At 67.1% G+C, this 22,515-nt stretch carries 29 protein-coding genes and 1 pseudogene; 16 read left to right on the top strand and 14 right to left on the bottom strand.

Annotated elements, in window-relative coordinates; all coding sequences use genetic code 11:
- Nucleotide 1: 1 nt before the first annotated feature.
- From EV651_RS20885 to EV651_RS20875, 3 genes are all read right to left on the bottom strand, one after another.
- Nucleotides 2-604, bottom strand: coding sequence for a TetR/AcrR family transcriptional regulator (locus EV651_RS20885; RefSeq protein WP_133786891.1), 603 nt, complete (start codon nt 602-604; stop codon nt 2-4).
- Nucleotides 605-719: 115 nt separating this feature from the next.
- Nucleotides 720-1,574: an alpha/beta fold hydrolase gene (locus EV651_RS20880; protein ID WP_133786890.1), complete on the bottom strand. Its 855-nt coding sequence runs from the start codon at nt 1,572-1,574 to the stop codon at nt 720-722.
- Between the two features lie 40 nt (nt 1,575-1,614).
- The gene (locus tag EV651_RS20875; RefSeq protein ID WP_133786889.1) at nt 1,615-2,610 is read right to left on the bottom strand and encodes an NADP-dependent oxidoreductase; all 996 of its coding nucleotides are present in this window, start codon (nt 2,608-2,610) and stop codon (nt 1,615-1,617) included.
- Nucleotides 2,611-2,741: 131 nt separating this feature from the next.
- Here EV651_RS20875 and EV651_RS20870 point away from each other — a divergent pair, with 131 nt between their 5' ends.
- Both EV651_RS20870 and EV651_RS20865 read left to right on the top strand, forming a co-directional pair.
- The gene (locus EV651_RS20870) at nt 2,742-3,551 is read left to right on the top strand and encodes an aldo/keto reductase (RefSeq protein ID WP_133786888.1); all 810 of its coding nucleotides are present in this window, start codon (nt 2,742-2,744) and stop codon (nt 3,549-3,551) included.
- An 83-nt stretch (nt 3,552-3,634) separates the two neighbouring features.
- A complete protein-coding gene (locus tag EV651_RS20865) occupies nt 3,635-4,384 on the top strand; it encodes a polysaccharide deacetylase family protein (protein ID WP_133786887.1) in 750 nt (249 codons plus the stop codon).
- A 16-nt stretch (nt 4,385-4,400) separates the two neighbouring features.
- Here EV651_RS20865 and EV651_RS41455 read toward each other — a convergent pair whose 3' ends face one another.
- Nucleotides 4,401-4,550 (bottom strand): hypothetical protein, encoded by a 150-nt coding sequence (locus EV651_RS41455; RefSeq protein ID WP_166658684.1) that lies wholly within the window; start codon nt 4,548-4,550, stop codon nt 4,401-4,403.
- A 49-nt stretch (nt 4,551-4,599) separates the two neighbouring features.
- Entirely contained in the window at nt 4,600-4,785 is a 186-nt protein-coding gene (locus EV651_RS20860) for a hypothetical protein (RefSeq protein ID WP_133786886.1), read from the bottom strand.
- A gap of 88 nt (nt 4,786-4,873) precedes the next feature.
- On the opposite strand from EV651_RS20860, the pseudogene EV651_RS20855 reads away from it, so the two are divergent.
- Nucleotides 4,874-5,194, top strand: a pseudogene (locus EV651_RS20855) (ArsR/SmtB family transcription factor); the annotation flags it as partial.
- Between the two features lie 59 nt (nt 5,195-5,253).
- Complete coding sequence (locus EV651_RS20850; RefSeq protein WP_133786884.1) at nt 5,254-5,541, top strand: hypothetical protein; 288 nt, start codon at nt 5,254-5,256, stop codon at nt 5,539-5,541.
- A 152-nt stretch (nt 5,542-5,693) separates the two neighbouring features.
- On the opposite strand, the gene ppk2 is transcribed toward EV651_RS20850, so the two are convergent.
- Nucleotides 5,694-6,497: a polyphosphate kinase 2 gene (gene ppk2 / locus EV651_RS20845; protein WP_133786883.1), complete on the bottom strand. Its 804-nt coding sequence runs from the start codon at nt 6,495-6,497 to the stop codon at nt 5,694-5,696.
- A gap of 156 nt (nt 6,498-6,653) precedes the next feature.
- On the opposite strand from ppk2, the gene EV651_RS20840 reads away from it, so the two are divergent.
- The 4 genes from EV651_RS20840 (at nt 6,654) to EV651_RS20825 (ending at nt 9,880) form a co-directional block, all read left to right on the top strand.
- Nucleotides 6,654-7,208, top strand: coding sequence for a hypothetical protein (locus EV651_RS20840; protein WP_133786882.1), 555 nt, complete (start codon nt 6,654-6,656; stop codon nt 7,206-7,208).
- A gap of 5 nt (nt 7,209-7,213) precedes the next feature.
- Nucleotides 7,214-8,074: a universal stress protein gene (locus EV651_RS20835; protein ID WP_133786881.1), complete on the top strand. Its 861-nt coding sequence runs from the start codon at nt 7,214-7,216 to the stop codon at nt 8,072-8,074.
- 282 nt (nt 8,075-8,356) lie between these two features.
- Nucleotides 8,357-9,445: a Gfo/Idh/MocA family protein gene (locus EV651_RS20830; protein WP_133786880.1), complete on the top strand. Its 1,089-nt coding sequence runs from the start codon at nt 8,357-8,359 to the stop codon at nt 9,443-9,445.
- Nucleotides 9,446-9,517: 72 nt separating this feature from the next.
- Nucleotides 9,518-9,880, top strand: coding sequence for a hypothetical protein (locus tag EV651_RS20825; protein ID WP_133786879.1), 363 nt, complete (start codon nt 9,518-9,520; stop codon nt 9,878-9,880).
- 17 nt (nt 9,881-9,897) lie between these two features.
- Here the strand turns inward: EV651_RS20825 and EV651_RS20820 are convergent, their stop codons facing one another.
- From EV651_RS20820 to EV651_RS20810, 3 genes are all read right to left on the bottom strand, one after another.
- Nucleotides 9,898-10,146: a hypothetical protein gene (locus tag EV651_RS20820; protein WP_133786878.1), complete on the bottom strand. Its 249-nt coding sequence runs from the start codon at nt 10,144-10,146 to the stop codon at nt 9,898-9,900.
- Nucleotides 10,147-10,249: 103 nt separating this feature from the next.
- Nucleotides 10,250-10,633 (bottom strand): VOC family protein, encoded by a 384-nt coding sequence (locus tag EV651_RS20815; RefSeq protein WP_133786877.1) that lies wholly within the window; start codon nt 10,631-10,633, stop codon nt 10,250-10,252.
- Between the two features lie 45 nt (nt 10,634-10,678).
- Nucleotides 10,679-11,557, bottom strand: a complete 879-nt coding sequence (locus tag EV651_RS20810) for an SDR family oxidoreductase (RefSeq protein WP_133786876.1) — start codon at nt 11,555-11,557, stop codon at nt 10,679-10,681.
- Between the two features lie 117 nt (nt 11,558-11,674).
- On the opposite strand from EV651_RS20810, the gene EV651_RS20805 reads away from it, so the two are divergent.
- The 5 genes from EV651_RS20805 to EV651_RS20785 all read left to right on the top strand — a co-directional run bounded on the left by EV651_RS20805 (nt 11,675) and on the right by EV651_RS20785 (nt 14,549).
- Complete coding sequence (locus EV651_RS20805) at nt 11,675-12,175, top strand: DUF1360 domain-containing protein (protein ID WP_133786875.1); 501 nt, start codon at nt 11,675-11,677, stop codon at nt 12,173-12,175.
- Between the two features lie 58 nt (nt 12,176-12,233).
- Nucleotides 12,234-12,581, top strand: coding sequence for a TraR/DksA family transcriptional regulator (locus tag EV651_RS20800; protein ID WP_166658683.1), 348 nt, complete (start codon nt 12,234-12,236; stop codon nt 12,579-12,581).
- 5 nt (nt 12,582-12,586) lie between these two features.
- Nucleotides 12,587-13,171 (top strand): hypothetical protein, encoded by a 585-nt coding sequence (locus EV651_RS20795; protein ID WP_133786873.1) that lies wholly within the window; start codon nt 12,587-12,589, stop codon nt 13,169-13,171.
- A gap of 119 nt (nt 13,172-13,290) precedes the next feature.
- Nucleotides 13,291-13,707 carry a CBS domain-containing protein gene (locus EV651_RS20790; protein ID WP_133786872.1) on the top strand — a complete coding sequence of 139 codons (417 nt, stop codon included), beginning with the start codon at nt 13,291-13,293 and terminating at the stop codon, nt 13,705-13,707.
- A 98-nt stretch (nt 13,708-13,805) separates the two neighbouring features.
- Complete coding sequence (locus tag EV651_RS20785) at nt 13,806-14,549, top strand: GAF and ANTAR domain-containing protein (RefSeq protein ID WP_166658682.1); 744 nt, start codon at nt 13,806-13,808, stop codon at nt 14,547-14,549.
- A gap of 13 nt (nt 14,550-14,562) precedes the next feature.
- On the opposite strand, the gene EV651_RS20780 is transcribed toward EV651_RS20785, so the two are convergent.
- Together EV651_RS20780 and EV651_RS20775 are read right to left on the bottom strand one after the other, a co-directional pair.
- Nucleotides 14,563-14,787, bottom strand: coding sequence for a hypothetical protein (locus EV651_RS20780; RefSeq protein WP_133786870.1), 225 nt, complete (start codon nt 14,785-14,787; stop codon nt 14,563-14,565).
- 83 nt (nt 14,788-14,870) lie between these two features.
- Entirely contained in the window at nt 14,871-15,617 is a 747-nt protein-coding gene (locus EV651_RS20775) for a GAF and ANTAR domain-containing protein (RefSeq protein ID WP_370353049.1), read from the bottom strand.
- A gap of 80 nt (nt 15,618-15,697) precedes the next feature.
- Here EV651_RS20775 and EV651_RS20770 point away from each other — a divergent pair, with 80 nt between their 5' ends.
- The 3 genes from EV651_RS20770 to EV651_RS20760 are packed head-to-tail and all read left to right on the top strand — an operon-like array spanning nt 15,698 to nt 19,203.
- Complete coding sequence (locus EV651_RS20770) at nt 15,698-18,145, top strand: molybdopterin oxidoreductase family protein (protein WP_133786869.1); 2,448 nt, start codon at nt 15,698-15,700, stop codon at nt 18,143-18,145.
- Nucleotides 18,142-18,633, top strand: coding sequence for a hypothetical protein (locus EV651_RS20765; RefSeq protein WP_133786868.1), 492 nt, complete (start codon nt 18,142-18,144; stop codon nt 18,631-18,633). The genes EV651_RS20770 and EV651_RS20765 overlap by 4 nt, the downstream gene beginning before the upstream one ends.
- A 30-nt stretch (nt 18,634-18,663) precedes the next feature.
- On the top strand, nt 18,664-19,203 hold the full coding sequence (locus EV651_RS20760) for a type 1 glutamine amidotransferase domain-containing protein (protein ID WP_133786867.1): 540 nt from the start codon (nt 18,664-18,666) through the stop codon (nt 19,201-19,203).
- Here the strand turns inward: EV651_RS20760 and EV651_RS20755 are convergent.
- From EV651_RS20755 to EV651_RS20745, 3 genes are read right to left on the bottom strand one after another with little or no spacing between them, the layout of a single operon-like run.
- Nucleotides 19,196-20,023 (bottom strand): carbohydrate ABC transporter permease, encoded by an 828-nt coding sequence (locus tag EV651_RS20755; protein WP_133786866.1) that lies wholly within the window; start codon nt 20,021-20,023, stop codon nt 19,196-19,198. The two genes, EV651_RS20760 and EV651_RS20755, sit on opposite strands and share 8 nt — an antisense overlap.
- Before the next feature lie 24 nt (nt 20,024-20,047).
- Nucleotides 20,048-21,037 (bottom strand): carbohydrate ABC transporter permease, encoded by a 990-nt coding sequence (locus EV651_RS20750; protein WP_238157092.1) that lies wholly within the window; start codon nt 21,035-21,037, stop codon nt 20,048-20,050.
- Nucleotides 21,038-21,049: 12 nt separating this feature from the next.
- Nucleotides 21,050-22,393, bottom strand: coding sequence for an extracellular solute-binding protein (locus EV651_RS20745; protein ID WP_133786864.1), 1,344 nt, complete (start codon nt 22,391-22,393; stop codon nt 21,050-21,052).
- Nucleotides 22,394-22,515 lie beyond the last annotated feature (122 nt).

Here is a 22,515-nt window from a genome sequence, read left to right as displayed (position 1 = left end):
ATCACCTCGGCAGCAGAACCCGGACCTGGGTTCTGATTTCCTGGACGACGTCGTCGACCGGCTTGGCGATGTTGATGGTGGCCGCCATGCTGACGAACATGATCGCGGAGACGATATGGGCGAGCGTTGCGGCGTCGGTGGCGCTGCTGCGCTCGTCTCGCTGCAGCACATCCGCGATCGCCTTCTCGGTCTGGACAGTCAGGCCGAGTGCGGTGCGGTGGTGGGGCTCCTCGGGGTCGCCGAACACGATCTCGCGCAGGTAGGTCCGCCCGTTGTCGATCTGCTTGCGGTTGCATTCCACGACCGGGCGGACGATCGCCATCACCGCTTCGAGTACGTCGGGGATGCTCTCGGCAGCCGACGTACCTTCGGCGAGCGCGTCGGCGTACGACGAGTTCTGCACGAGCAGGAGGAGTTCGCCCTTGGTCTTGGCGTAGAGGAAGAGCGTGCCCGCGCCGATGTCGGCCTTGTCGGCGATCTCCTGGGTGGTGACCTCGTCGACTCCGCGCTCGGCGAACAGCTCTCGGGCGGCGGCGGTGATGCGGTCGAGCTTCTCCTGCTTGTTCCGCTCGCGCCGTCCGACTCGTTGGGAGGCGAGGGGCATGGCTGCCTTCCTTGTCTGCTGTGCGGGCTCCGGCTGGCTGGACTCGAATGTGCCGGCGTTCATTCTTCCACGGGCGACAACAGCAGCTCTCGCATCGCGGAGTTCGGCGGGCCGGTCAGCGGGCGAGGAACTCGACGGCGACGGGGGCGAATTGCTCGTGGTATTGGAAGATGCCGCCGTGGCCGGAGTCGGGGTAGATGATCAGCTCACTGTTCTTGATGCGCCGGTGCAGGTCTTCGGAGAGGATCGAGGGCACCATGCGGTCGTTGTCGCCGTTGGCGATCAGGGTGGGTTGGGTGATCTTGGACAGGTCGGCGGGCGTGGAGCGTCCCCACTTCTTGATCGCGTTCAGCTGGGTCTGGAACCCCTTCAGCGCCATCGGCGCGTCGCGGTCCGTGGTGCGTTCCTTGAGCCGGTTGACGAAGGCGCGGGCGGCGGGCTTGCCGGTGGCGTTGCGGTTGAAGAACAGGAACTCCTTGGGGTCCGAGCGGGTCAGGGTCGCTCGGAGGATGTCGTAGTACGTGATGCCGGCGACCTTGTCCATGTCCTTGCCGCCCGCGGGGCCGGTGCCGGTGAGGACGAGCTTGCGGACGAGCTCGGGGTGTTTCACCACGAGGGCCTGGGCGATCATGCCGCCGAGGGAGAAGGAGAAGATGTCGATCTTGTCGAAGCCGAGCGCCTTGACAAAGGTATAGGCGTCGTCGGCCATGGCCTCGATGCTGTCGGGAACGCGGCCGGTGGAGGCGCCGACGCCACGGTTGTCGAAGGCGATGACGTGGTGCTCCGCGGCGATCGGGTCGATGATCCGGGGATCCCAGTTGTCGAGGGTGGCGGCGAGGTGGACGAAGAAGACGACGGGGATGCCGCCCTTCGGCCCGAGCTCGCGGTAGGCGTAGGTGACGCCGCCGGCGTCGACGGTGCGGGCGGGCGCGTCCTTGTAGGCGGTGATGACGTGGTCGTTCGTGTTCATGACGTTCTCCTGTGCTGGTTGGTTCCTGCTGAGTGGGTTGTCAGGCGATGCTGATGACGGCCTTGCCGCGGATGCCGCCCTTGTCGAGTGATTGCACTGCCTGCGCGGTCTGGTCGAAGTCGAAGACCCGTCCGACGACGGGGCGCAGTACGCCGCTGTCGACAAGGGCCGTGATCTGGCGAAGCTGATCGCCGCTGGCGCGCATGAAGAGGAACTCGTACGTCACGCCGAGGCGCCGTGCCTGGCGTCGGATGCGGCTGCTGAGGGCGGCCATGACCAGCCGCAGCACCGGGCTCGCGCCGACCTCGCGGCCGAACGCCGCGTCAGGCGGTCCTGCGATCCCGACCGCCTTGCCGCCCGGGCGCAGCACGCGGAGCGACTTCTCGAGATTCTCGCCGCCGAGGCTGTCCAGCACCAGGTCGTACCCTTCGACGAGCTGTTCGAAGTCCTGGCTGCGGTAGTCGATCACGAAGTCCGCCCCGAGCTCGCGCACAAAGTCGGCGTTGCCGGCGCTCACAGTGGTGGCGACTGTTGCGCCGAGGTACTTGGCGAGCTGGATCGCGATCGTCCCGACTCCGCCGGAGCCGGCGTGGATCAGGACCCGTTGCCCCGGCTGCACGTTGCCCCGCTCGACGAGTGCCTGCCACGCGGTCAGAGCCACCAGTGGTAGCGAGGCGGCTTCCACGAGGCTGACTGATGCGGGCTTGAGCGCGAGGTCGGCCTCGGCGACCGCGATGCGCTCGGCGAACGTTCCGATGCGGTCCTTGCCGGGCCGCGCGTAGATCTCGTCGCCGGGCCTGAATCCCCGCACCTTCGCACCGACGCCGAGCACCGTTCCGGCGACGTCGTTACCGAGGATCAGCGGCAGCTTGTACGGGAGGATCTGCCTGAACTCGCCCGCCCGGATCTTCTCGTCGAGCACGTTGAGCCCGGCTGCCCCGACCTGCACGAGTACGTCGTGCTCCCCGACCACGGGCTCGGGGACGTCCGCTTGCTCAACCGGCCCCTTGTACTCCTTGACGACGAACGCGCGCACGGCGACTTCCTTCTCGTTCCGATGACTTGCCCAGATCAAGCCAATCTGAGTTGCCTCAATAATGAGCGCACTCAGTTAAATAGTCAAGCGAGCCTCGCATGGACGTGTAGCGTCGTCGGCGGGAGGCGTTGATGGAGGAACTTGTCGGGCGGGTCGCACTCGGGGTTGCCGGATTCTCGTTCGCGCCGAGGGATCGCGCCGCCGATCTCGCGACGATCCGGGCCGGAATCGCCGCGGGCACGGCGATCCTCGACACCGCGCGTGCCTACGCGCAGGTCGACGCGCCGCTGTACGGCGAGGAGCTGGCCGCCGAGGCAGCACGGGGTACGGGCGTCATCGTCGGTACCAAAGGTGGTCATTCGCGAACCGGCGAGTCCACCTGGGACGCCGACATCAGTGCGCGCCGGATCCGGTCCGACGTCGAGACGAGCCTTCGGGTCTTCGGCCGTGAGCCACTCGATCTCTACTACCTGCATCGCGTCGATCTCGCCGAACAGCCTGTGGAAGAGGGCGTTTCGGCCCTCGCGGAGCTGCGCGACGAAGGAAAGGTGGCCCGGGTCGGCCTGTCGAACGTCAGCGTCGCCGACCTCGAGCGGGCGGCCGCGGTCGCGCGTGTTGACGCCGTACAGAATCACCACAGCGCCATGGGGCGCGAGTCGCTCGACGTGCTTGCGTGGTGTGAGGCCAACGAGGTCCCGTTCTTCGCCTACTCGCCGCTTCGGCCCGCGTCCGCGGCTCCGTCGCCACATCTCGCCGCGCTCGCCGACGAACGTGGAGTCTCGCTGCAACGCCTGTACGTCCGTGCCCTGCTGGCGTCCTCGCCCGTGCTGTCCGTCGTTTCCGGTGCGACCCGACCGGAAACAGTCCTCGACTCCCTCGCCGCAGAATCCGAGCCGTGGGACGAACCGCTGGCAACCGCCTACGCCGCCGACCTCACCTGACCGCCGCGACCGAACTTTCTGGTGGGCGGCAGCGTCGATGGTGGTGACCAGGACGATGTCGGTGCGGAGATTCGGGGGAAGTGATGGGGAGCAGGTTCGGGTTGCCGATCGGGCTCGCGCTGGGTGCGGCAGTGGCGATTGCTTGCCTGCACACCGCGTTTGCGAGCGAGGGTCAGCCGGCGAGCGCAGCCGAGACGGCGCCGCGTGCCGTCGCGACGAACACTCCTGTCAAACCGACAACGTCACCGTCGGCCACGCCCTCCCACACGCCGTCGGCCGGACCGGTGAAGCAGGCGGGCGGGAAGGTCGTCTACCTGACCTTCGATGACGGCCCGGACCCGCACTGGACGCCCGAGGTGCTCGCCGTACTGCAGGCGCACAATGCGCACGGCACGTTCTTCATGCTCGCCGAACACGCGAACGAGCACCCGGACCTGGTCGACCAGGTCCGCGCAGCCGGCAACACCATCGGCAATCACTCGGTGTCGCACCCGCAGTTGCCCAAGCTCTCGCCCGGCCAGTTGCACCATCAGATCGCCGACGGCGTCCGCTCGAAGTGCTTCCGCCCGCCGTACGGCGCGACGAACGCGGCGGTCCGTGCCGAGATCCGGCGCAACGGCATGCAGCAGGTCTTGTGGGACGTCGATCCGCAGGACTGGGCGCGTCCGGGTACGTCGACGATCGTGCGGCGGGCCCTGGCTGGCGCGCACTCCGGCGCGATCATCCTCATGCACGACGGTGGCGGGAACCGCGCCCAGACAGTCGCCGCCCTGGATCAGGTCCTGACGACCCTGTCGGCCCGCGGCTACACCTTCGCCACCCTGTCCTGCTGACCTGTCTCAGCATCTCTCAGGTTGGTCGAGGTCGCTCGTCCTCGGGGAGCGGGCGAATATGCACCCGCGATCCGGAGGCCGCGGCCTGGCGGACGAGTTCGGTGACGCCGGCGGCGTCCGTCACGGTCCGGGTGGGTGCGGCCCGGTCGGTCACGGTGTAGGTCACTTCGTAGAGAGCGGCGGTCTCCAATGTCCCCCCAGACGGTGTCGGTCGTTCAGGCGTGCTGTCCGGTGTCCTCCGGCGGAACGGTGATGCCGTTCTCGAGAGCTTGGCGCAGGAGGCTGTCGAGTTCTCCGGAGTAGATGCGCTCGGCGTCGAGGTCTCCGGCGTCCTGGGCAGCGTGGAGTTGTTCCCGGGCGGAGGTGATCCGCTGGTGCAGTTCCGCGGCGAACGTGTCCATGGTGGACCTACCTTATGCACGAGTTGCAGAATTCTTCAATTCGTGATCGCATGAATTTGCAAGGTAGGGAGCGAGTGGAGGGCGGAGGATGACGACACCGTTGCACCAGTTGAAGGCGGAGTTCTTCAAGACACTGGGGCATCCGGCGCGTATCCGGCTGCTGGAGCTGTTGAGCGAACGCGAGATGGCGGTCAGCGAGCTCCTGCCGGAGATCGGCCTCGAGGCGTCGAACCTGTCCCAGCAGTTGGCGGTGCTGCGCCGCGCGGGTCTGGTGACCGCCCGTCGCGAGGGTTCGCAGGTGTACTACGCGTTGACCAGTCCGCAGGTGGCCGAACTGCTCGCGGTGGCCAGGCGCATCCTGACGTCGGTGCTGTCGGACCAGGTCGAGCTGCTGGACGGCCTGCGTGCGAACCGGTGACCTCGAACATGTCTGACCTTCATCAACCTCTCCGAAGCAGGGAACGACCTATGAAGCGGCGCCAGCCCCGCCCGATGAAGATCGAGACCGTCCAGAAGTGGGTCGCCTCGGTCATTCTGTTCCACGTCGGCAGCGTCCCGACGGTGTCCCTCGCCGTCTACAGCATCGGCTTCGCCGACACCGAGCGCGGCCGCGGGATCGGTCTGTGGCTGATGTCGGGCGTGATCGGCCTGCTGACGGTCGTCGGCATGCGCCTCATCCACCAGCGCACCCCCTTCTCGCCCTGGCTCGCCCTCGGCATCCTCCCCACCGTCGTCACCGGCTTCTACATCTTCTGACGGCGGGGCACGGGCAGCTGCTCGGCTGTCCGAGCGACCTCGGGCACTAGGTCCGTCGACTTCGAGTACGAGGAGGCCCAGCAGGACAGCTTCCGCTTCCGCGCCACCCACGTCAGCAAGCTCTGACGCCGGTTCGAGGTGGGACTTCGGACTCAGTTGCGGAGTCGGGCGGCGTGGTCGGGGACCTGGGTTTGCATGTCGCGGGGTGGGCGTTCGTAGCCTTTGGAGGGTGGGCGGGGTGGGAGCTCGAGGGGCGGTCGCTGAACCTCGTGGTACGGGATGCTCGACAGCAGATGGGCGATCATGTTGATCCGGGCGGAGCGTTTGTCTTCGCTCTCGACGACGTACCAGGGCGCCTCGGGGATGTCGGTGTGGACGAACATCTCGTCCTTCGCGCGGGAGTAGTCCTCCCAGCGGGTGATCGACTCCAGGTCCATCGGTGAGAGTTTCCAGCGGCGCATCGGGTCCTCGACGCGGCTGCGGAAGCGGTTCTCCTGTTCGCTGTCGCTGACCGAGAACCAGTATTTGCGCAGCAGTACGCCGTCCTCGACGAGCAGCCGTTCGAAGAGCGGGCACTGGTGCAGGAACCGTGCGTACTCCTGGTTGGTGCAGAATCCCATCACGCGTTCGACGCCGGCGCGGTTGTACCAGCTGCGGTCGAACAGGACGATCTCGCCGGCGGCCGGCAGGTGTTCGACGTACCGCTGGAAGTACCACTGCGTCCGCTGGCGCTCGGTCGGTGCGGGCAGGGCGGCGATCCGGGCGACGCGGGGATTGAGGTACTCCGTGACGCGTTTGATCGTGCTGCCCTTGCCGGCTGCGTCACGGCCCTCGAAGATCACCACGACCCGGGCCTTCTCGACCCGTACCCATTCCTGCAGCTTGACCAGCTCGGCCTGCAGCCGCAACAGCTCCCGCTCGTACCGCTTCTTCGGCAATCGCTTCATAGCGCCCATCCCAGAACGATGCCCCATCCGCCGCCGAGAACACAGCGGTCACGCCGCAGACGGGTCTTTCGCCTCTCTGAGAGAGGCGACAACGGCTCTGCCGGATCTGGTGGCGAAATCGGACGATCGAGGTGTCAGAAGTTCAAGGGAAAGGGTTGACACATCATGACCACCACGTCGCACCGGCGCGATCTGCAGACTCCTGCGACGGAGCCTGTTCGCCATCCGATCATCACTACTGCGGCCGGTCGTGCGCTGGCTGTATTGCGGGTTGTTGTCGGGCTGTCGTTCTTGTGGGCGTTCGTCGACAAGGTCTTCGGTCTCGGCTACGCGACCCCGTCCGGTAAGGGCTGGATCGACGGCGGTGACCCGACGGCCGGGTTCCTGGGCAAGGGAACCAGTGGCCCGTTCGCGGATTTCTACCGGTCGCTGGTTGGTGACTGGTGGGTCAGCCCGTTGTTCATGATCGGTCTGGCCGGTCTCGGTCTGGCGTTGACGCTGGGTATCGGGATGCGGATCGCGGCGGTCAGTGGTGCGTTGCTGTATCTGTTGATGTGGTCGGCGAATCTGCCGCCGGAGAACAACCCGGTGCTGGACGATCACATCGTCGGCGCTGTCACGGTTGTTGTTCTGGCGCTGGTTGCTGCGGGCAACGTGTGGGGCTTCGGTAAGTGGTGGAGCGGTCTGGACTTCGTCCGCGAGTACCCGTGGCTGCGGTGAGCTCGATGGGTACCAAGCCGGTTATCCACGTGGGGGTTGATGGCTCTTGGCGTGACACCGGTGCCCTGGAGTGGGCCTTGCAGGAGTCGTTGCTCCGGCGAGAGCCTCTCCAGGTGGTGCACGTCATCGACGAGAAGCTCCGTGACGTCTCGGTATGGGAGCCCGACGCTGTCGACGACGCGGCGACCGACCTCGTCAACGAAGTACAGAAGTATCTGGACGAGGCTCCCGGCCTGCTCGAGCACGAGGCTGAGTTGATGGTCGGCCCGCCGGCCCGGACGCTGAACGCGGTGGCTGCGGACAGCCGGATGCTGGTCGTCGGCCGCCGCGGGCTGGGAACGTTCAAGCGATTACTGGTCGGCTCGACCTCGGAGGCGGTTGTCGCACAGGCGACGGTCCCGGTGGTGGTTGTGCCGGAGTACTGGAAGCCGTCCGATCACGCCGGGCCGGTGCTGGTCGCCCTGGATGAGGACGAGACTCCGTCCGTGATGGAGTTCGCGATCACCGCAGCGGCCGAGCGGAAGGTGCCCGTCAGGATCCTCCATGTCTGGGACCTGCCGGCGGTCTTCAGCTGGGACGCGATGGACACCGGTGGCGTCAGCGCCGAGTGGGCCGAGAACGCCCAGCGGTACTTCGAGAACGTCGCAGTCGAGTGGCGGCAGAAGCACCCCGACGTTGCGATCGAGATCGACGTACGGCGAGGTCATGCCGTCGATGGTGTCGTCACGACTTCCGAGCAGTCCGATGCCCAGCTTCTCGTCGTCGGAACCCGCCATCACACCCGGCTGGCGGCCATCCTCCTCGGCTCGGTGACTCGCGGTGTCCTGCACCACGCGGGCTGCCCGTTGGCCGTCGTACCTGCTTGAGGCTGACGAAACCGCACCGGGCGGAGCGCTATCCGCAACCAGGGGCTCGGCGCTTTCGCGAGACCGCTCAACGCGCTGACGAAAGCGCTGTCCCGGCCCGGATCGATCCACGGGCTGACCGGCGTCCTCCCGGATCCCGCCTGACTTCGGGTCAGCAGATCGTGTTGTTCGCCTTCGCAGAAGTACTTTTGTCGAGGGTATCGCGCTGACCGGACTGAAAGGCTGACATGTACAAGGTGGAGCGGTGTTTCTGTTCGGTGGGGAGCGGGAGGTGCTGGTCCGATGAGTGTTGACGTGGTCGTCGTCGGCCTCGGGTTCGGCGCGGCGTTCGTCCCGATCTACCAGGCCCACCCCGACGTCGGCCGGGTCGCGGTCGTCGATGCCGATCCCGCCCGTACGGCGGCTGTCGCGGACCGGCTCGGGATCACGGAGCGCTTCGCGTCGCTCGAGGACGCGCTGTCTGCTCCGGGGTGGGACGCCGTACACCTGCTGACGCCGGTGCGGTTCCATGCCGCGCAGGTCCAGGAGGTGCTGAAGTCCGGGAGGCACTGTGCGTCGGCGGTGCCGATGGCGACCACCCTGGAGGACCTGGATGCGCTGATCGCGGCGCAGGACGATGCCCGGCGCAACTACATGATGATGGAGACCGCGGTCTACTCCCGCGAGTACTTCCACGCCAAGGAGTTGCTGGAGACCGGGCAGCTCGGCCGGCTCACGTACTTCAAGGGCGACCACCTCCAGAACCTCGACGGGTTTCCGGACTACTGGCTGGGCTACCCGCCGATGCACTACGTCACGCACGCACTCTCGCCCGCTTTGGCGCTGGCGAACACGCGGGTCGAGTCGGTGCGCTGCCTGGGCTCCAGCCGGCTGACGCCTGATCACATCGGCGTTGCGGGGGAGGGGTTCGGGACCGAGGCCGGGCTGTTCAAGCTGGCTGGTGACGACTTGGTCGCCAACGTCACGATGTCGTTCTTCCAGCTCGGCCGCAGCTATCTCGAGGGTTTCTCGGTGTACGGCGACGAGGGTGCGCTGGAATGGCCGCAGCTCGAGGGCGGGCCGATGAAGCAGTTCAAGCTCGAGCCACTCGCGGACGGTCGCCGTGGACGGCCGGTGACCGAGGTCGACGTACGACCCGGCGGAGCGCCGGAGTTGTTGCCCGAGGCACTCAGGCCGTTCACCGACGGCGGTCACGGCGGATCGCACCCGCACCTGGTCCACGAGTTCGTGTCGAGCATTGTCGATGCCCGGGCTCCGCGGGTCGACGCCCGGACCGCCGCGACCTGGACGGCTCCCGGGATCTGCGCCCACCAATCGGCCCTGCAGGGCGGCGCGGAGGTCCAGGTGCCGGACTACGGGGCTCGGTCATGACCGTCGTCGCGCTCGTCGGTTGTCAGCTCAGTGGCGCGAATGACGGGGTGGTGGTCAGGGAACCGGGGAAGGATGATCAGCGCAGCGTGGCGATTGTTGGCCGCAACCGCGGTGCTGGGCCTCGCGTTCGTGGCCTCGGCCCCGGCGGTTGCGCAAGCACAGGACACGACCGTGCAGGTGGCGGTCGCTCCGACACCGTCTCCGACCCTGGGCTCGACCAACTCCAGCCGACCCCAGCCGCCGGGCGCGTCGGACTCCAGCCCAAATGACTACGGCGGTGCGATCTGGGTGGTGGTCGCCGCGGTGGTCGTCGTCGCACTGGTCGGCGGCGGAACCTTCTACTTGACGCGCACCCGTCGCATCGACCTGACCCAACGAACCACACCGGACGAGGAACGCCACGCCGAAGCCGAACGACGCCACCACGAGCAATAGCAAGCCAGGCGGACAGATCACCCGTCCGCAGGGTGCGCGCGATGCGCCGCCCGCCGCTCGGCCCCGGTCTCCTCGGCGTCGGTGTCGTCGCCGGCGACGCGACCGACGAACTCGGCGTTGGTTCCGGTGCCCGTCGTGGTCGGCGTACCGTGGTCGGGGTTTCCGCCCGTCGCCCGCGTCATCGCGGTGGTGTCGTCGGCCGGCGCGTCGGCCTCGTTGATCGTGTGGGACAGGCGCCAGCGCTTGAACCGCTGCCAGATCGACATCGAACGCTCCGATCACTCGCGGAAAATCACCCGGTACCCGCGGAGCACCCCAGAAAACCGGCGAGCCTCCGTCAGGACTGACCGTTGGGCGGTGAAACCGCGATCACGCAGAACTCGCGTTGCCCTCGGTGTCACGCAGTACGACGAAGTCGTGGCGCTCGGGGTACGGCCAGTCCTCGGCCCGCGCGGCGCCGAGCTTGAGCAGTCGCTCGATGTGGCCATCGCGGTCCGACGTGTACAGGTCGAGATGTACGGGCGTCGGCACGGAGGGGATGTCCTGTGCGCGCTGCAGGAGCACCGTAGGCCCCGTACCTTCTGGATCCTCGAGCTTGGCGAACTGGTCGTCGGGACCGATCCGTTCGGGGCGCTGGTATCCGAGCGCCGCGGACCAGAAGTCGGCGGCGCGATCCATGTCGGTAGCGTTCACACAAACGGTCGCCAGTCGGAGGTCCCCGACCTCCTTGGGGCGTTGAGTTGTAGTCGGCATACCGTTGCGGGTGCCCTCGGCGGTATGCCTGCAATCGGCAGTCTGTCAGGGGAGCGGGCGGCCGCCGGTGGCGCCGATGCGTTCGCCGGTGACGTACGTCGAGTCGTCCGAGGCGAGGAACACGTACAGCGGTGCCAGCTCGGCAGGTTGGCCGGCTCGTCCGAGTGGTGTGTCTGCCCCGAACTTGCCAACCTTGTCGGCGGGCAGGGTCGCCGGAATGAGGGGTGTCCAGACCGGCCCCGGCGCGACGGCGTTCACCCGGATGCCTTTCGGTGCCAACTCCTGCGCAAGTCCCTTGGTGAAGTTGAGGATCGCGGCTTTGCTGGTGGCGTAGTCGAGCAGATTCGGCGACGGCTCGTAGGCCTGGATCGACGTGGTGTTGATGATCGACGACCCCTCCGACAGGTGCGGAAGCGCTGCCTTGCACAGCCAGAACATCGCGTAGACGTTGGTCTTCAGCACCTGGTCGAACTGCTCGGTGGAGATGTCCGCGATCCCTTCACGCGACATCTGGTACGCCGCGTTGTTGACGAGGATGTCGAGTCCGCCGAGTTCCTCCACGCAGTGCTCCACGAGTCGCTTGCAGTGCTGCTCGTCCTGAATGTCGCCGGCGAGTGCGGCTGCCGTCGACCCCGACTCGCGGACGAGCCGGCAGGTCTCGTCGGCGTCCTGTTCCTCGGCTTCGAGGTGCGAGATCATCACGTCCGCTCCCTCGCGCGCGAACGCCAGTGCGACGGCGCGCCCGATACCGGAGTCGCCGCCGGTGATCAGCGCCCGCTTGCCGGCGAGTTTCCCGCTCCCGCGATAGGTCTTCTCGCCGTAGTCGGGCTCAGGCGTCATCGCGCTGCCATGCCCAGGATGCTCCTGCTTCTGCGGCTCCTGCTGCTCCGGTCCGGCGTACCTGGTCCTCGGATCGTTGCCCATTGCATGCCTTTCGTCGTCGCGTAGCCCTCGCGGTACCCGCCACCGGACGTCGGTACGCGCGTTTCCACACCGGACCCACGGGTACTGGCCGGGCGTCCACGACTTGAGGTGACGACGATGTCAGGAACTGTTCGTTCGGAGGCTGCGGAGTACCGGCAAGGAGCCGACCGGCCGCTGGGTGGTTATGCGGTGCTGATGACGCTGTTCGGCGCTCTGGTGGGTATCGCGGGGGCGGTCGCCGCGGTGCGAGGGACGAACGGCCGGCGGATCTCGCCGTACGACCTGCTGCTGATGACGGCAGGCACCCACAAACTCGCGCGGCTGGTCAGCAAGGATGCGGTCACCAGCCCGCTGCGGATGCCGTTCACCCGGTATCGCGAGCCGGGCGGACCGGCCGAGGTCATGGAGGACGTCCGCTCCGAAGGGTCGCTTCAGCATGCCATCGGGGAGTTGGTGACCTGCCCGTTCTGCCTGGCGATCTGGGTCGCGACAGCTTTCAGCATCGGTTACCTTTTCGCACCGCGCTTCACCCGCGTGGCGGCTTCGGCACTCACCGCGACCGCCGGTTCGGACTTCCTGCAACTCCTCTACGCGCGGCTCCAGCAGTCGGCGAATTGACCTGATCCGGCCTGGGTACCTGCCGATGTGCGTCCTGCAGGGTGAGGAGATAGGGCCGATGGTCGTTTCGGATCAGGTCGCGAGGGGCAAGCACTCTCTCGACGTGGAGTGGTTCCGTCGGGAACTCGAGCACGAGCGGCAATTCAGGCTCGAGCAACTCATAAGCCTGTCGTACCAGGCCGACGCGCCGTGTTCGACAGCTCTCGACGAAGTCCGGGCCGCGTTGACGGCCGGCGCGCGGCGGGCGTTGGCGGAGATCGATGCCGCACTCTTCCGCCTCTCCCGGGACACCTTCGGCGTCTGCGAGCTCTGCGGGCAGGCAATCCCCAGCTACCGGCTGATAGCGATCCCGACCATCAGGCTGTGCCTGCCGTGCGAGCGCTCCCAGCCAGGCCCTCGGGACTAACGACCATGCGGGCGTATCGATGGATCTGGCGCGCGATCGCAGGCCTCTGGATCGTGCTGGGTGCTGCCGCCGGGGCCGTCGTACTCCCGCTCGCGGTCTGGATCGCTCTCGGGCTTCCGGCGCTGGTTCTCTGGCTGGCGTCCTCGGTGCGGAAACTGGTCACCGACGACGGCAAACCTGCGCCGACACGAAATGCGGCGTTGGTGCTGGTGGTGTACCTGGGTGTCATCGCAACTCTGGCGGCTGCGGTCTTCATCGATCTCGGGGCGTTGGTGGTTCTGGCGTTCTTGGCCGCCGGCTCCCCGGCCGCGATCGGGTGGTACGCGCGGAGGCTCGGCTGGGACCGCCCGAGGTCAGGACCCTCGCCGACCTCCGCCAGTACGGCCGAGCTGTGCAGGCAGTGGATCGAGAGCTACGGCGAGTTGAGCCGTGCGACCTCCAGTGCGGCGCGGCTTCGGGTGGTGATGGCGCGTCAACGCTGCCTGGACGAGCTCGAACGGCGTGACCCCGAGGGATTGCACGCCTGGCTGTCCTCGGTGGCGAGCGCGGGCGGGGATCCGCGGCGCTTCTTGTCCGACGCGGGCGGCTGAAGCAGCCGTTGCGCGGCCCCCGGGGTTGCGGCAGGCGACGAATTCCGAAAGCGCATGACTGCTCGTGGCGGTGGGAACCGCGTGGGTATCAGGGAAGAATCTGCTCGAGAGGTGATGACATGACGACTGCACGGGATTTGATGACGCCGGGTGCGGAGTGTGTCGGCGAGAACGAGACCCTGGTCCTGGCGGCGCGGAAGATGCGGGATCTGGACGTCGGGGCGCTGCCGATCTGCGGCGAGGACAACCGGTTGAAGGGCATGCTGACCGATCGTGACATCGTCGTGAAGTGCATCGCCGACGGCGGAGATCCGACGAAGGCCACGGCCGGCTCGTTCGGGCAGGGAAAGCCGGTGACGATCGGTGCGGACGACAGCATCGAGGAGGCGCTGCAGACGATGGAGGCGCATCAGGTACGCCGCCTTCCGGTCATCGACGGTCATGACCTCGTCGGGATGCTGGCCCAGGCGGACGTCGTACAGGCGATGCCCGGGCGCGCCGGCGGGACCGTCAGCGACATCTCCGAGCCGAGCTAGCCGACGCCGAGCAGGCGGGTCGCCTGCGACGAGGTGGAAAAGCTGCGCTTCAGTGACCGGTGGGTGTCGAGGGCCGGCGATATTCGGGGATGAGGCAGATGGATCTGGTGGATCGGACGGCCTTGCTGGCGCGGTTGGCGAGGAAGATCGCCGAGGACGGTCCGGAGCTGTCGCTCGTGGCCCGTCTGTGCCGCGCGTTCCTGGCGCTCGTCGGTGGCGACGGAGCGGCGATCACCCTGTCCTACACCGAGCCGAGCCGCGTGACGTTGTGCGCCACGGACGACGTGGCGGCGCGTTTGGAAGATCTGCAGGATGTGCTGGGCGAGGGCCCCGGCCCTGCCGCCTACAAGGCCGAGACCGCCATGGCGACCGATCTGCGGGTCGATCATGACCGATGGCCGTTGTTCACCGAGGCCGCCCGCGAGGTGGCGGGTGCCCGGACCGTGTACGCCGTACCGATGCGTCCTGGCCAGCGCACGATCGGCGTGGTCACGGTTCATCAGAACGACGGCGAACTGCCGGACGGTGACCGCGCGCAGTTCCTGGCCGATGCGATCGGGGCCGCGCTCATGCAGGACCCGCCGCCACCGGTCGAGTCGGATCTCGGCCCCGGGCCGTGGTCGACGCGGACGAAGATCCATCAGGCCACCGGCATGGTGCTGATGCAGCTGCGGATCAGTCCCACCGACGCGATGGCGTTGATGCGGGCGCATGCCTTCTCCCACAACACGACCCTGGCCGACGTCGCCGAGCAGATCACCAGCCGGCGCCTGCGATTCTCCGACGACGACAACGGCGAGACCGAGACCGACGCCGACCACGACGCCGACAGCGAGCGCTGACGAACAGCTGAACTCAGGACTTCTTGGCGGCGGCTTTTCCGCCCTTGCGGCCGGCTTCCTTCTTCTGGGCCGTCGTACCGCCTTGCTTGCTGTTGCCGCCCTTGCCGCTCTGTTTCCCGCCGTGCTCGCTGGACTTGGGCGCGTTGGCGATCTTGGCAGCGCGCTCCTTCGACATTCCGTTGTCCTTGAGCGCCTCGTACTGCTTCTCGTTCTTGACGTTCGCCGACTTTCCGGGCATCACTGCCTCCTCCGGTGTGCGTAGCACAGCGGTAGGTACCCGCGGCCGAACGATTCATGCGCCGTTCCTGCGCCGTGGCTGGGTCAGACGGTGGGGAGGCGGCGGCTGTCGATCAGCTGCTGAGCGACCTCGCGGAGCTTGGTGTTGGTGTCCTGGGAGTAGCGCCTGAGGACCTGGAAGGCACGGTCACTGTCCAGGTCGTAGCGCTCCATCAGGATCCCCATCGCCTGGCCGACCAGCTTCCGGGCGTCGACCGCGACCATCAGGTTCTCCTCGCGGCGCGCGGTCGCCACCGCGACCGCCGCGTGCCGGGCGAGGATGTGGGCGACGGCCTCCTCGTCGGGCCCGAAGGCTCCCGATTGATGGCTGTAGAGGCCCAGAACGCCGACGGCGCCGAACCCCGTCCACAGCGGGACATCCAGAACACTGTGAACCCCGAGGCCGAGAACCTTCTTGGTCCAATCCGGCCAGCGGGCCTCCTGGACGAGATCAGGGATCGAAACGGTGGTGCGGTCGCGCATGCACTCCACCAACGGTCCGTCCCCGCCGGCCAGCTGGAACCGATAGATCTCGGCGACGACAGGGGCGGTGACGGCGGGCACCTCCGGCCGGTTGCCGGCGGTGTGCAGTGCGACGCCGGCGTAATCGCAGTTCAGCGCTTGTAACGCGAACTCGACCACTGCCTCGACAGTCTCCTCGACACCCTCCGCTTCGTGCATCTCCAGAGCGAGCCGGGAGAAGCCTTCGGCGGCCGGTACAAGGTCTGTCCGCGCCGAAGGTTCGCCCGCATCGTCCTCGGTACCCGTGATTCGCCGGCCTGTGTCCGTCACGTCCCTATCATGCACCGCAGCACGCGCCGAACCCAGCAGGGAAGCCGTTTCGAGGGGTACGCCGAGGGCACCGGGGCGAAATGGGTGAGATCGATCGAATTGCGGAGCCCTGGGGGACACGGGCGGCGTACGGACCGGGGGAGTTCTGGCCGGTGCGGGTGGACCTGCGGCTGGACGACGGAGTGCGTCCGGCCGATGTCGACGAGTGGGTACAGTCCGCGACCATCCTGCACTCGAACGGTGACGGGCTGGACATCGCGGTCAAGGACGGCCGGATCGTGGGGGTGCGGGGCCGGGCCGACGACCGGGTGAATCACGGCCGGCTGGGGCCGAAGGACCTGTTCGGCTACCAGGCCAACAACTCGGCGGACCGGCTGACGACCCCGCTGGTACGCCGGGACGGGGAGCTCGTGGAGACGGACTGGGACACCGCGATGGCGGCGGTCGCCGGACGAACGCGGGAGTTGCTGGCCGAGCGCGGCCCGAGTTCGATCGGCTTCTACACCACCGGGCAGCTGTTCCTGGAGGAGTACTACACACTCGCGCTGATCGCCCACGGCGGTATCGGCACCAATCACCTGGACGGCAACACCAGACTCTGTACGGCGACCGCGGCGGCAGCGCTGAAGGAAACGTTTGCGTGCGACGGTCAGCCTGGCTCGTACACCGACGTCGATCACGCCGACGTGATCGCGCTCTACGGCCACAACATGGCCGAGACCCAGACGGTGCTGTGGACCCGGGTCCTCGACCGGCTCGCCGGCCCGAACCCGCCGACGATCCTGTGCGTGGATCCGCGCCGTACGCCGGTGGCCGAGGCCGCGACGATCCACCTGGCGCCGAAACCCGGGACGAACGTCGCCCTGATGAACGCGCTCCTGCACGAGATCATCGCGAACGAGTGGGTCGATCGCGACTACGTCGACCGGCACACGGTCGGGTACGACGAACTCGCGAAACAGGTGGCGGACTGCGATCCGGAGTGGGCCGCGGCGATCTGCGACGTACCGCCCGGTGACATCCGCGACGCGGCCCGGCTGCTCGGCACCGCGGAACGGCTGCTGTCGACGGTGCTGCAAGGCTTCTACCAGTCTCATCAGGCGACGGCAGCCGCGGTCCAGGTCAACAATGTCAACCTGCTCCGCGGGATGCTCGGCCGGCCGGGGTGCGGGATCCTGCAGATGAACGGCCAGCCGACCGCGGAGAACACCCGGGAGTGCGGCGCCGACGGCGACCTGCCGGGTTTCCGGAACTGGGCGAACGACGACCAGGTCGCCGACCTCGCGAAGGTCTGGAACGTCGACCCCCTGCAGATCCCGCACTATTCGGAGCCCACGCACCTGATGCAGATGCTGCGGTACGTCGAGGACGGGTCGATCCGCTTCCTCTACGTCAGCGGGACCAATCCGGCGGTGTCGCTGCCCGAGCTGGCCAGGGTCCGGAAGCTCCTCGGCCAGGAGCGGCTGTTCCTCGTCGTCCAGGACATCTTCCTGTCGGAGACCGCGCAGCTGGCCGACGTGGTGCTGCCGGCGGCCACCTGGGGCGAGAAGACCGGCACGTTCACGAACGCCGACCGTACCGTGCATCTGTCGGAGAAGGCCGTGGAGCCGCCCGGTACGGCGCGGCCGGATCTCGACATCTTCCTCGACTACGCCCGCCGGCTCGAACTGACGGACAAGGACGGCGAACCGCTGGTGAAGTGGACAGACGCGGAGGGCGCGTTCGAGGCGTGGAAGGAGTGCAGCGCGGGGCGGCCGTGCGACTACAGCGGCTTGAGCTACGAGAAGCTGCGGGGCGGCAGCGGGATCCAGTGGCCGTGCAACGCGGATCATCCGGACGGCACCGAGCGCATCTATACGAATGGCGAGTTCTGGAGTGAACCGTCGTACTGCGAGAGCTATGGCAAGGATCTGGTGACGGGCGCGCCGTTGGACCCGGTCGAGTACAAAGCGATGAATCCGTCCGGGAAGGCGGTCCTGAAGGCGGCGGAATATCTGGAGCCGCACGAGCCGCCGACGTCGGAGTATCCGTACCTGCTGACGACCGGGCGCACGCTGTACCACTTCCACACGCGGACGAAGACCGGGCGGGTGCGGCAGTTGCAGAACGCCGCCCCGGAGGTCTGGGTGGAAATGTCGGCGTCCGACGCAGAGCGGCAGGGATGGAACGAGGGCGATCTCCTGCAGATCAGTACGGCGCGGGGGAGCGTGAGGGCGCGGCTGAGGATCAGCGGGATCCGGCCGGCGACCTTGTTCCTGCCGTTCCACTACGGATACTGGGACGCGCCCGACGAGCAGTCGGCCCGGGCGGCGAACGAGCTGACCGTCACCGACTGGGATCCGTGCTCGAAGCAGCCGCTGTTCAAGTGCGCGGCCGCCAGGGTCGAACGGATCAGCGTGGGGAACGCGCCCTCGTCGGCGCCGACCACGACGGCGTCCAAGCCGGTCGTGAGCGGCGTTCCGCCGACGCGTGGTGGCGTCGACGCCGTTGTTCTCGAGCACTTCCCGGCGGAGGAGGGCAATCGATGACGAACAAGGTGGGCCTGGCGATCCGGGAACTGCACCGCGCGGAGAACGACCTGGCCGCGGAACTGCTGCAGGTGTCCAGCCGGCACAAGTCCGATCATGACATCTTCTACCTCGGCAGGGATCTGGCCAGGTGGTCGCAGGACCATGTGCGGGAGCTCGCCAAGCACGGCAAGAACTATGAGGTCGATCTCGACGCCGACGCGCACGACGAACCAGGCCTGCTGGCGACCGTCCGGCAGAAGGGTGCGGAGCTGATCGGCGGGTACCACGATCCGTCGCTCCTGCTCCTGAAGGACCTCAGAGAGATCCATCGCAAGGCGGCGGGTGTGTCACTCGACTGGGAGGTCCTGGCCCAGACCGCCCAGGCCCTCAAGGACTCCGAGCTGCTCAACCTCGCCAAGACCTGTCATCCCCAAACCCTGCGTCAACTTCGCTGGGCCAACGCCTCCCTGAAGGTGAACGCCGCCCAGATCATGGTGACGCCTTAGCTCGTGTGGGTACAGGGTGCTGACAACCGGATGACCGAGGAGGACACAGTGGGCAGGATCGCTTTTCTGGTAGCCGCCGAAGGGATCGAGCGGGTCGAGCTGACCGAGCCGTGGGACGCGGTCAAGAGCGCCGGGCACGAGCCTGTTCTGGTGAGTCCGGACAGCGGTGAGGTTCAGACTTTCGACCATTTGACGGCCGCGGACAAACTGCCGGTCGACGAGGTTGTCGCCGACGTGCCAGTCGACGACTTCGCCGCGCTCGTGCTGCCCGGGGGAGTCGCCAATCCGGACGCCTTGCGGCGTGACGAGAAGGCTGTTGCCTTCGTCAAGGAGTTCGTTGCCTCCGGCAAACCGGTGGCGGCCATCTGCCACGCTCCGTGGACGTTGGTCGAGGCCGACGTCGTACGTGGGCGCACGCTGACGTCGTGGCCCAGTCTGCAGACCGATCTCCGCAACGCCGGAGCCACCTGGGTCGATCAGGAGGTCGCGACCGACGAGAACCTGATCACGAGCCGGAATCCGGACGATCTCCCGGCGTTCTCCACCGCCCTGCTCAAGGCTCTCACTTGAGGCCCGCGAGGCGGACGCCGTTGACGATGTAGCGCTGGAAGATGAGCACGAGCAGGATCGTCGGCAGCGCTGCGAGGGTCGATCCGGCCATCAGCATGCCCCATTCGTTGCCGCGCGCCGAGCGGAACGTCGCGAGGTACTGCATGATCTGGGTCAGGTCGGGGTTCGACACGACGAGCACCGGCCAGACGTAGGAGTTCCAGTACCCGAGGAACGACGCGATGCCCACGACGACGAACGGCCCGAGCGACTGTGGCACGAAGATCTGCACGAAGATCTGCCAGCGGGTCGCGCCGTCGATGAGCGCCGCCTCCTCCACCGCGGCCGGCATGTTGAGGTAGAACTGCCGCAGGAAGAACATCTGGGCGCTCGCCGCGACGCCGGGGATGATGAGCACCGCCAGGGTGTCGAGCATGCCGAGCTTGCTCACGACGACGAACGACGTCAGCAGGATCGCCATCGCCGGGACGAACATCGGCGTGATGCAGACAAGCCACCACAGCCGTTTCCCGGCGAAGTCGAGGCGCGCGAACGCGTACGCCGCCATCGAGTTCACCACCAGGCTCGCGACGGTGAAGATGACGGCGCCGACGAAGGTGATGACCATGGCGCGCACGAACGCCGGATCCGCGAGGATCAGGCGGTAGTTGTCGATCCGCCAGACGTCGGGGAAGAACTGGAACGGACTGCGCAGTACCTCGTCCTGACCCTTGAACCCGGAGATCGCCATCCACGCCAGCGGAAAGAGCGCGGTGACGGCGATGCCGGCGACGAGCAGGTACGACAGGAGCCGGCGCGGGGCGTACCACGAGCGGTTCATCGGTGTCCTTTCGGGGACGCCACCTCAGGCGTCCGACGACTTCTCGGAGCTGACGACCCGGAAGATGATGAGCGAGATGGTGCCGATGACGAGGAACAGCAGCAACGCCGCGGTCAGGGAGTAACTCGTTGCGTACGGCGTGGCGTCGCGGAAGCTGTTGAAGATGTAGAGGTTCGGCGTGTTCGTCGCGTTGACCGGTCCGCCGTTCGTCATCACGAGCGGCAGCTGGAACTCCTGGATCGTCAACGTCAGGCCCGAGACGAGCAGGAACAGGATGACGTTGCGCAGCGAAGGGATCGTGATGTAGCGGGTGCGCTGCCAGAAGTTCGCGCCGTCGAGCCTGGCCGATTCGAAGTAGCTTTCGGGGATGTCGAGGATGCCGGCGAGCATGATCAGCGTCGACACGCCGAAGCCGAGCCAGATCGCGGGGATCGCCACGGCCGGCAGCGCTGTCGACGCCGTGTTGAGCCACGCGAGCGGGCCCTGCCCGAACAGCCCGATGAACCAGTTCGCGAAACCCTCGTCCTGGTAGATGAAGACGAAGATGATGGCCGCCACGACGCTCGAGACGACGGCCGGCACGTAGACGGTCGTCTTCATGAAGGCCGCCATCCGCTTCGACAGCGTCGCGAGGAAGCTCGCCAGGAGCAGGGCCAGCACCAGGATCGTCGGCACCACCATCAAGGCGAGTTTGAGGCCGACCAGGAGCGACTCGTAGAACTCAGGGTCGGTGAGCACGTATTTGTAGAAGTCGAACCCGACGAACTCGGCGTCCTTGTAGAAGCTCATCTCGAAGAAGCTCAGGTAGAACGCGTAGACGAGCGGCCAGATGACGAAGATGCCGAGCAGCACGACCATCGGCGTGATCATCAGGTACGCCGTGAGATGCGCCCGCAGATGCCGCGGGACCTGTTCGGTGATCTTCGCAGGACGCCGGCGCCGTCGGCCCGACGTACGGCCCGGGTCGGTCGCCGCACCGGCCTGGGCCGTCGGCTGCGCCGGCGTGTCGATCATGGACATACTCTGTCAGCCCTTCGGTGCCGTGCCCTTGAGGCGCTGCTGCTTGATGACGCGGTCGATCGCGTCGCTCGCCTTCTGCGTCGCCGTTGGGATGTCGGACTTGCCCTTCATGACCGACTCGATCGCGGTCGCGAAGGCCAGCGAGATGTCGAACGGGTACGCCGGCTCGGCCTTGCCGGTCGCGACGACCTTGTCGCTGATGATCTTCATGAACGGGTCGGCCGTGGCCGCCGGGTCACCGGCGAGCGCCTGGTCGACCGACGTACGGACGGTGTACTTCGAGAAGCCGCTCTGCCGGAAGAAGTCGGCCATGATCGCCGGGTCGCCCGCGAGCAGGTAGTCGATGAACTTCGCCGCGGCCTCCTTGTGCTTGGACTTGGCGTCGACCGTGAGCGTCCAGCCGCCGAGCGTCGCCGTCGGCTTGCTCGGATCGCCGTCGACGGACGGGAACGGAGCGACCGCGGTGTTCTTGATCATCGCCGGGAAGGTCTGCTTGAGCTGGCCGACCGCCCACGAGCCGTTCGCCATCATCGCGACCTGGCCCTGGCCGTACGGCGTCGCGTCGGGATAGCCGACCTTCGGCTGCTGCGGAATCCAGCCCTTCTGGAACAGGGTCTGGTAGAACTCGAACAGCTTCGTGTAGCACGGGTCCTTCGCGTTGGCGGCGGACCAGTCGTCGTTGATCGGCAGGTGGCCGCACGCGTTGTACTGCAGGCCCCAGCTCGACCAGCCGAGGTCGGTCGCGACGGAGGCGATGCTCATGCCCTTGACCTTGCCCTTGGTCAGCTTCTCCGCCCACGTGAGCAGTTCGTCCCAGGTCTTGGGCGGCGCGTTCGGGTCGAGACCGGCGGCCTTGACGAGATCGGTGCGGTAGTAGAGCACGGTCGACGGCTCGACAAGCATCGGGTACGCGTAGTGCTTGCCGCCGACCTGGACGAACGCCGCGACGTTCGGCTTGATGTCGCTCCACGCCTTGTCCGGCAGCAGCTTGTCGAGCTCGGCGAACTGGCCGTTCGCGACGCCGGCCGGGATGCCGCCGTAGTTCGTCGTCGCGACATCCGGTTGCGTGCCGGCGGCCTGTGCGGCCTTGAGCTTCTGCTGCCACGTGTCACCGGGGACGACCTGGTACTTGACCTTCACGTCGGTCTGCGACGCGTTGAACTTGTCGACGTACGTCTTGAACCACTTCTGCTGGTACGGCTCGAACTGCGACTGCCAGAAGGTGATCTCGGCTGGTCCTCCGTTACCCCCGGAGCCCCCTGAGGTGCCGGAGTTCGAGCTACAGCCCGCGAGGGCGATCAACGCGGCCACGGCTGCTGCTGCGACGATCCTGAGTCTCCGTTGACGCATGTCGATGCTCCCTTGACGCTTGGGTACTACAACGCTGCTCACGCGAGGGAGTGTCGCAGAAATCGATTTCCCAGACAATGCCCTGGAGGCCGGTTATCGAGAAGTTGCAGAGCGTTCGGTTA

It is taken from the genome of Kribbella sp. VKM Ac-2571 (assembly GCF_004362255.1).
Taxonomy (GTDB): Bacteria; Actinomycetota; Actinomycetes; order Propionibacteriales; family Kribbellaceae; genus Kribbella; species Kribbella pratensis.
The sequence above is the reverse complement of the archived record's forward strand: the minus strand, read 5'-3'. Positions and strand labels throughout refer to the sequence as shown.

Excerpts from the sequence above, each read along its gene's own strand:
- EV651_RS20760 (WP_133786867.1), top strand. The coding sequence starts at position 18,664 with ATGACCGAGGAGGACACAGTGGGCAGGATCGCTTTTCTGGTAGCCGCC.
- EV651_RS20825 (WP_133786879.1), top strand. The coding sequence starts at position 9,518 with ATGATCAGCGCAGCGTGGCGATTGTTGGCCGCAACCGCGGTGCTGGGC.
- EV651_RS20745 (WP_133786864.1), bottom strand. The coding sequence starts at position 22,393 with ATGCGTCAACGGAGACTCAGGATCGTCGCAGCAGCAGCCGTGGCCGCG.
- EV651_RS20830 (WP_133786880.1), top strand. The coding sequence starts at position 8,357 with ATGAGTGTTGACGTGGTCGTCGTCGGCCTCGGGTTCGGCGCGGCGTTC.
- EV651_RS20880 (WP_133786890.1), bottom strand. The coding sequence starts at position 1,574 with ATGAACACGAACGACCACGTCATCACCGCCTACAAGGACGCGCCCGCC.
- EV651_RS20885 (WP_133786891.1), bottom strand. The coding sequence starts at position 604 with ATGCCCCTCGCCTCCCAACGAGTCGGACGGCGCGAGCGGAACAAGCAG.
- EV651_RS20835 (WP_133786881.1), top strand. The coding sequence starts at position 7,214 with ATGGGTACCAAGCCGGTTATCCACGTGGGGGTTGATGGCTCTTGGCGT.
- EV651_RS20840 (WP_133786882.1), top strand. The coding sequence starts at position 6,654 with ATGACCACCACGTCGCACCGGCGCGATCTGCAGACTCCTGCGACGGAG.
- EV651_RS20785 (WP_166658682.1), top strand. The coding sequence starts at position 13,806 with ATGGATCTGGTGGATCGGACGGCCTTGCTGGCGCGGTTGGCGAGGAAG.
- EV651_RS20790 (WP_133786872.1), top strand. The coding sequence starts at position 13,291 with ATGACGACTGCACGGGATTTGATGACGCCGGGTGCGGAGTGTGTCGGC.
- EV651_RS20815 (WP_133786877.1), bottom strand. The coding sequence starts at position 10,633 with ATGCCGACTACAACTCAACGCCCCAAGGAGGTCGGGGACCTCCGACTG.
- EV651_RS20860 (WP_133786886.1), bottom strand. The coding sequence starts at position 4,785 with ATGGACACGTTCGCCGCGGAACTGCACCAGCGGATCACCTCCGCCCGG.
- EV651_RS20765 (WP_133786868.1), top strand. The coding sequence starts at position 18,142 with ATGACGAACAAGGTGGGCCTGGCGATCCGGGAACTGCACCGCGCGGAG.
- EV651_RS20755 (WP_133786866.1), bottom strand. The coding sequence starts at position 20,023 with ATGAACCGCTCGTGGTACGCCCCGCGCCGGCTCCTGTCGTACCTGCTC.
- EV651_RS20770 (WP_133786869.1), top strand. The coding sequence starts at position 15,698 with ATGGGTGAGATCGATCGAATTGCGGAGCCCTGGGGGACACGGGCGGCG.
- EV651_RS20805 (WP_133786875.1), top strand. The coding sequence starts at position 11,675 with ATGTCAGGAACTGTTCGTTCGGAGGCTGCGGAGTACCGGCAAGGAGCC.
- EV651_RS20800 (WP_166658683.1), top strand. The coding sequence starts at position 12,234 with ATGGTCGTTTCGGATCAGGTCGCGAGGGGCAAGCACTCTCTCGACGTG.
- EV651_RS20795 (WP_133786873.1), top strand. The coding sequence starts at position 12,587 with ATGCGGGCGTATCGATGGATCTGGCGCGCGATCGCAGGCCTCTGGATC.
- EV651_RS20865 (WP_133786887.1), top strand. The coding sequence starts at position 3,635 with ATGGGGAGCAGGTTCGGGTTGCCGATCGGGCTCGCGCTGGGTGCGGCA.
- EV651_RS20780 (WP_133786870.1), bottom strand. The coding sequence starts at position 14,787 with ATGCCCGGAAAGTCGGCGAACGTCAAGAACGAGAAGCAGTACGAGGCG.
- EV651_RS20850 (WP_133786884.1), top strand. The coding sequence starts at position 5,254 with ATGAAGCGGCGCCAGCCCCGCCCGATGAAGATCGAGACCGTCCAGAAG.
- EV651_RS20870 (WP_133786888.1), top strand. The coding sequence starts at position 2,742 with ATGGAGGAACTTGTCGGGCGGGTCGCACTCGGGGTTGCCGGATTCTCG.
- EV651_RS20810 (WP_133786876.1), bottom strand. The coding sequence starts at position 11,557 with ATGGGCAACGATCCGAGGACCAGGTACGCCGGACCGGAGCAGCAGGAG.
- EV651_RS20820 (WP_133786878.1), bottom strand. The coding sequence starts at position 10,146 with ATGTCGATCTGGCAGCGGTTCAAGCGCTGGCGCCTGTCCCACACGATC.
- ppk2 (WP_133786883.1), bottom strand. The coding sequence starts at position 6,497 with ATGGGCGCTATGAAGCGATTGCCGAAGAAGCGGTACGAGCGGGAGCTG.
- EV651_RS20750 (WP_238157092.1), bottom strand. The coding sequence starts at position 21,037 with ATGATCGACACGCCGGCGCAGCCGACGGCCCAGGCCGGTGCGGCGACC.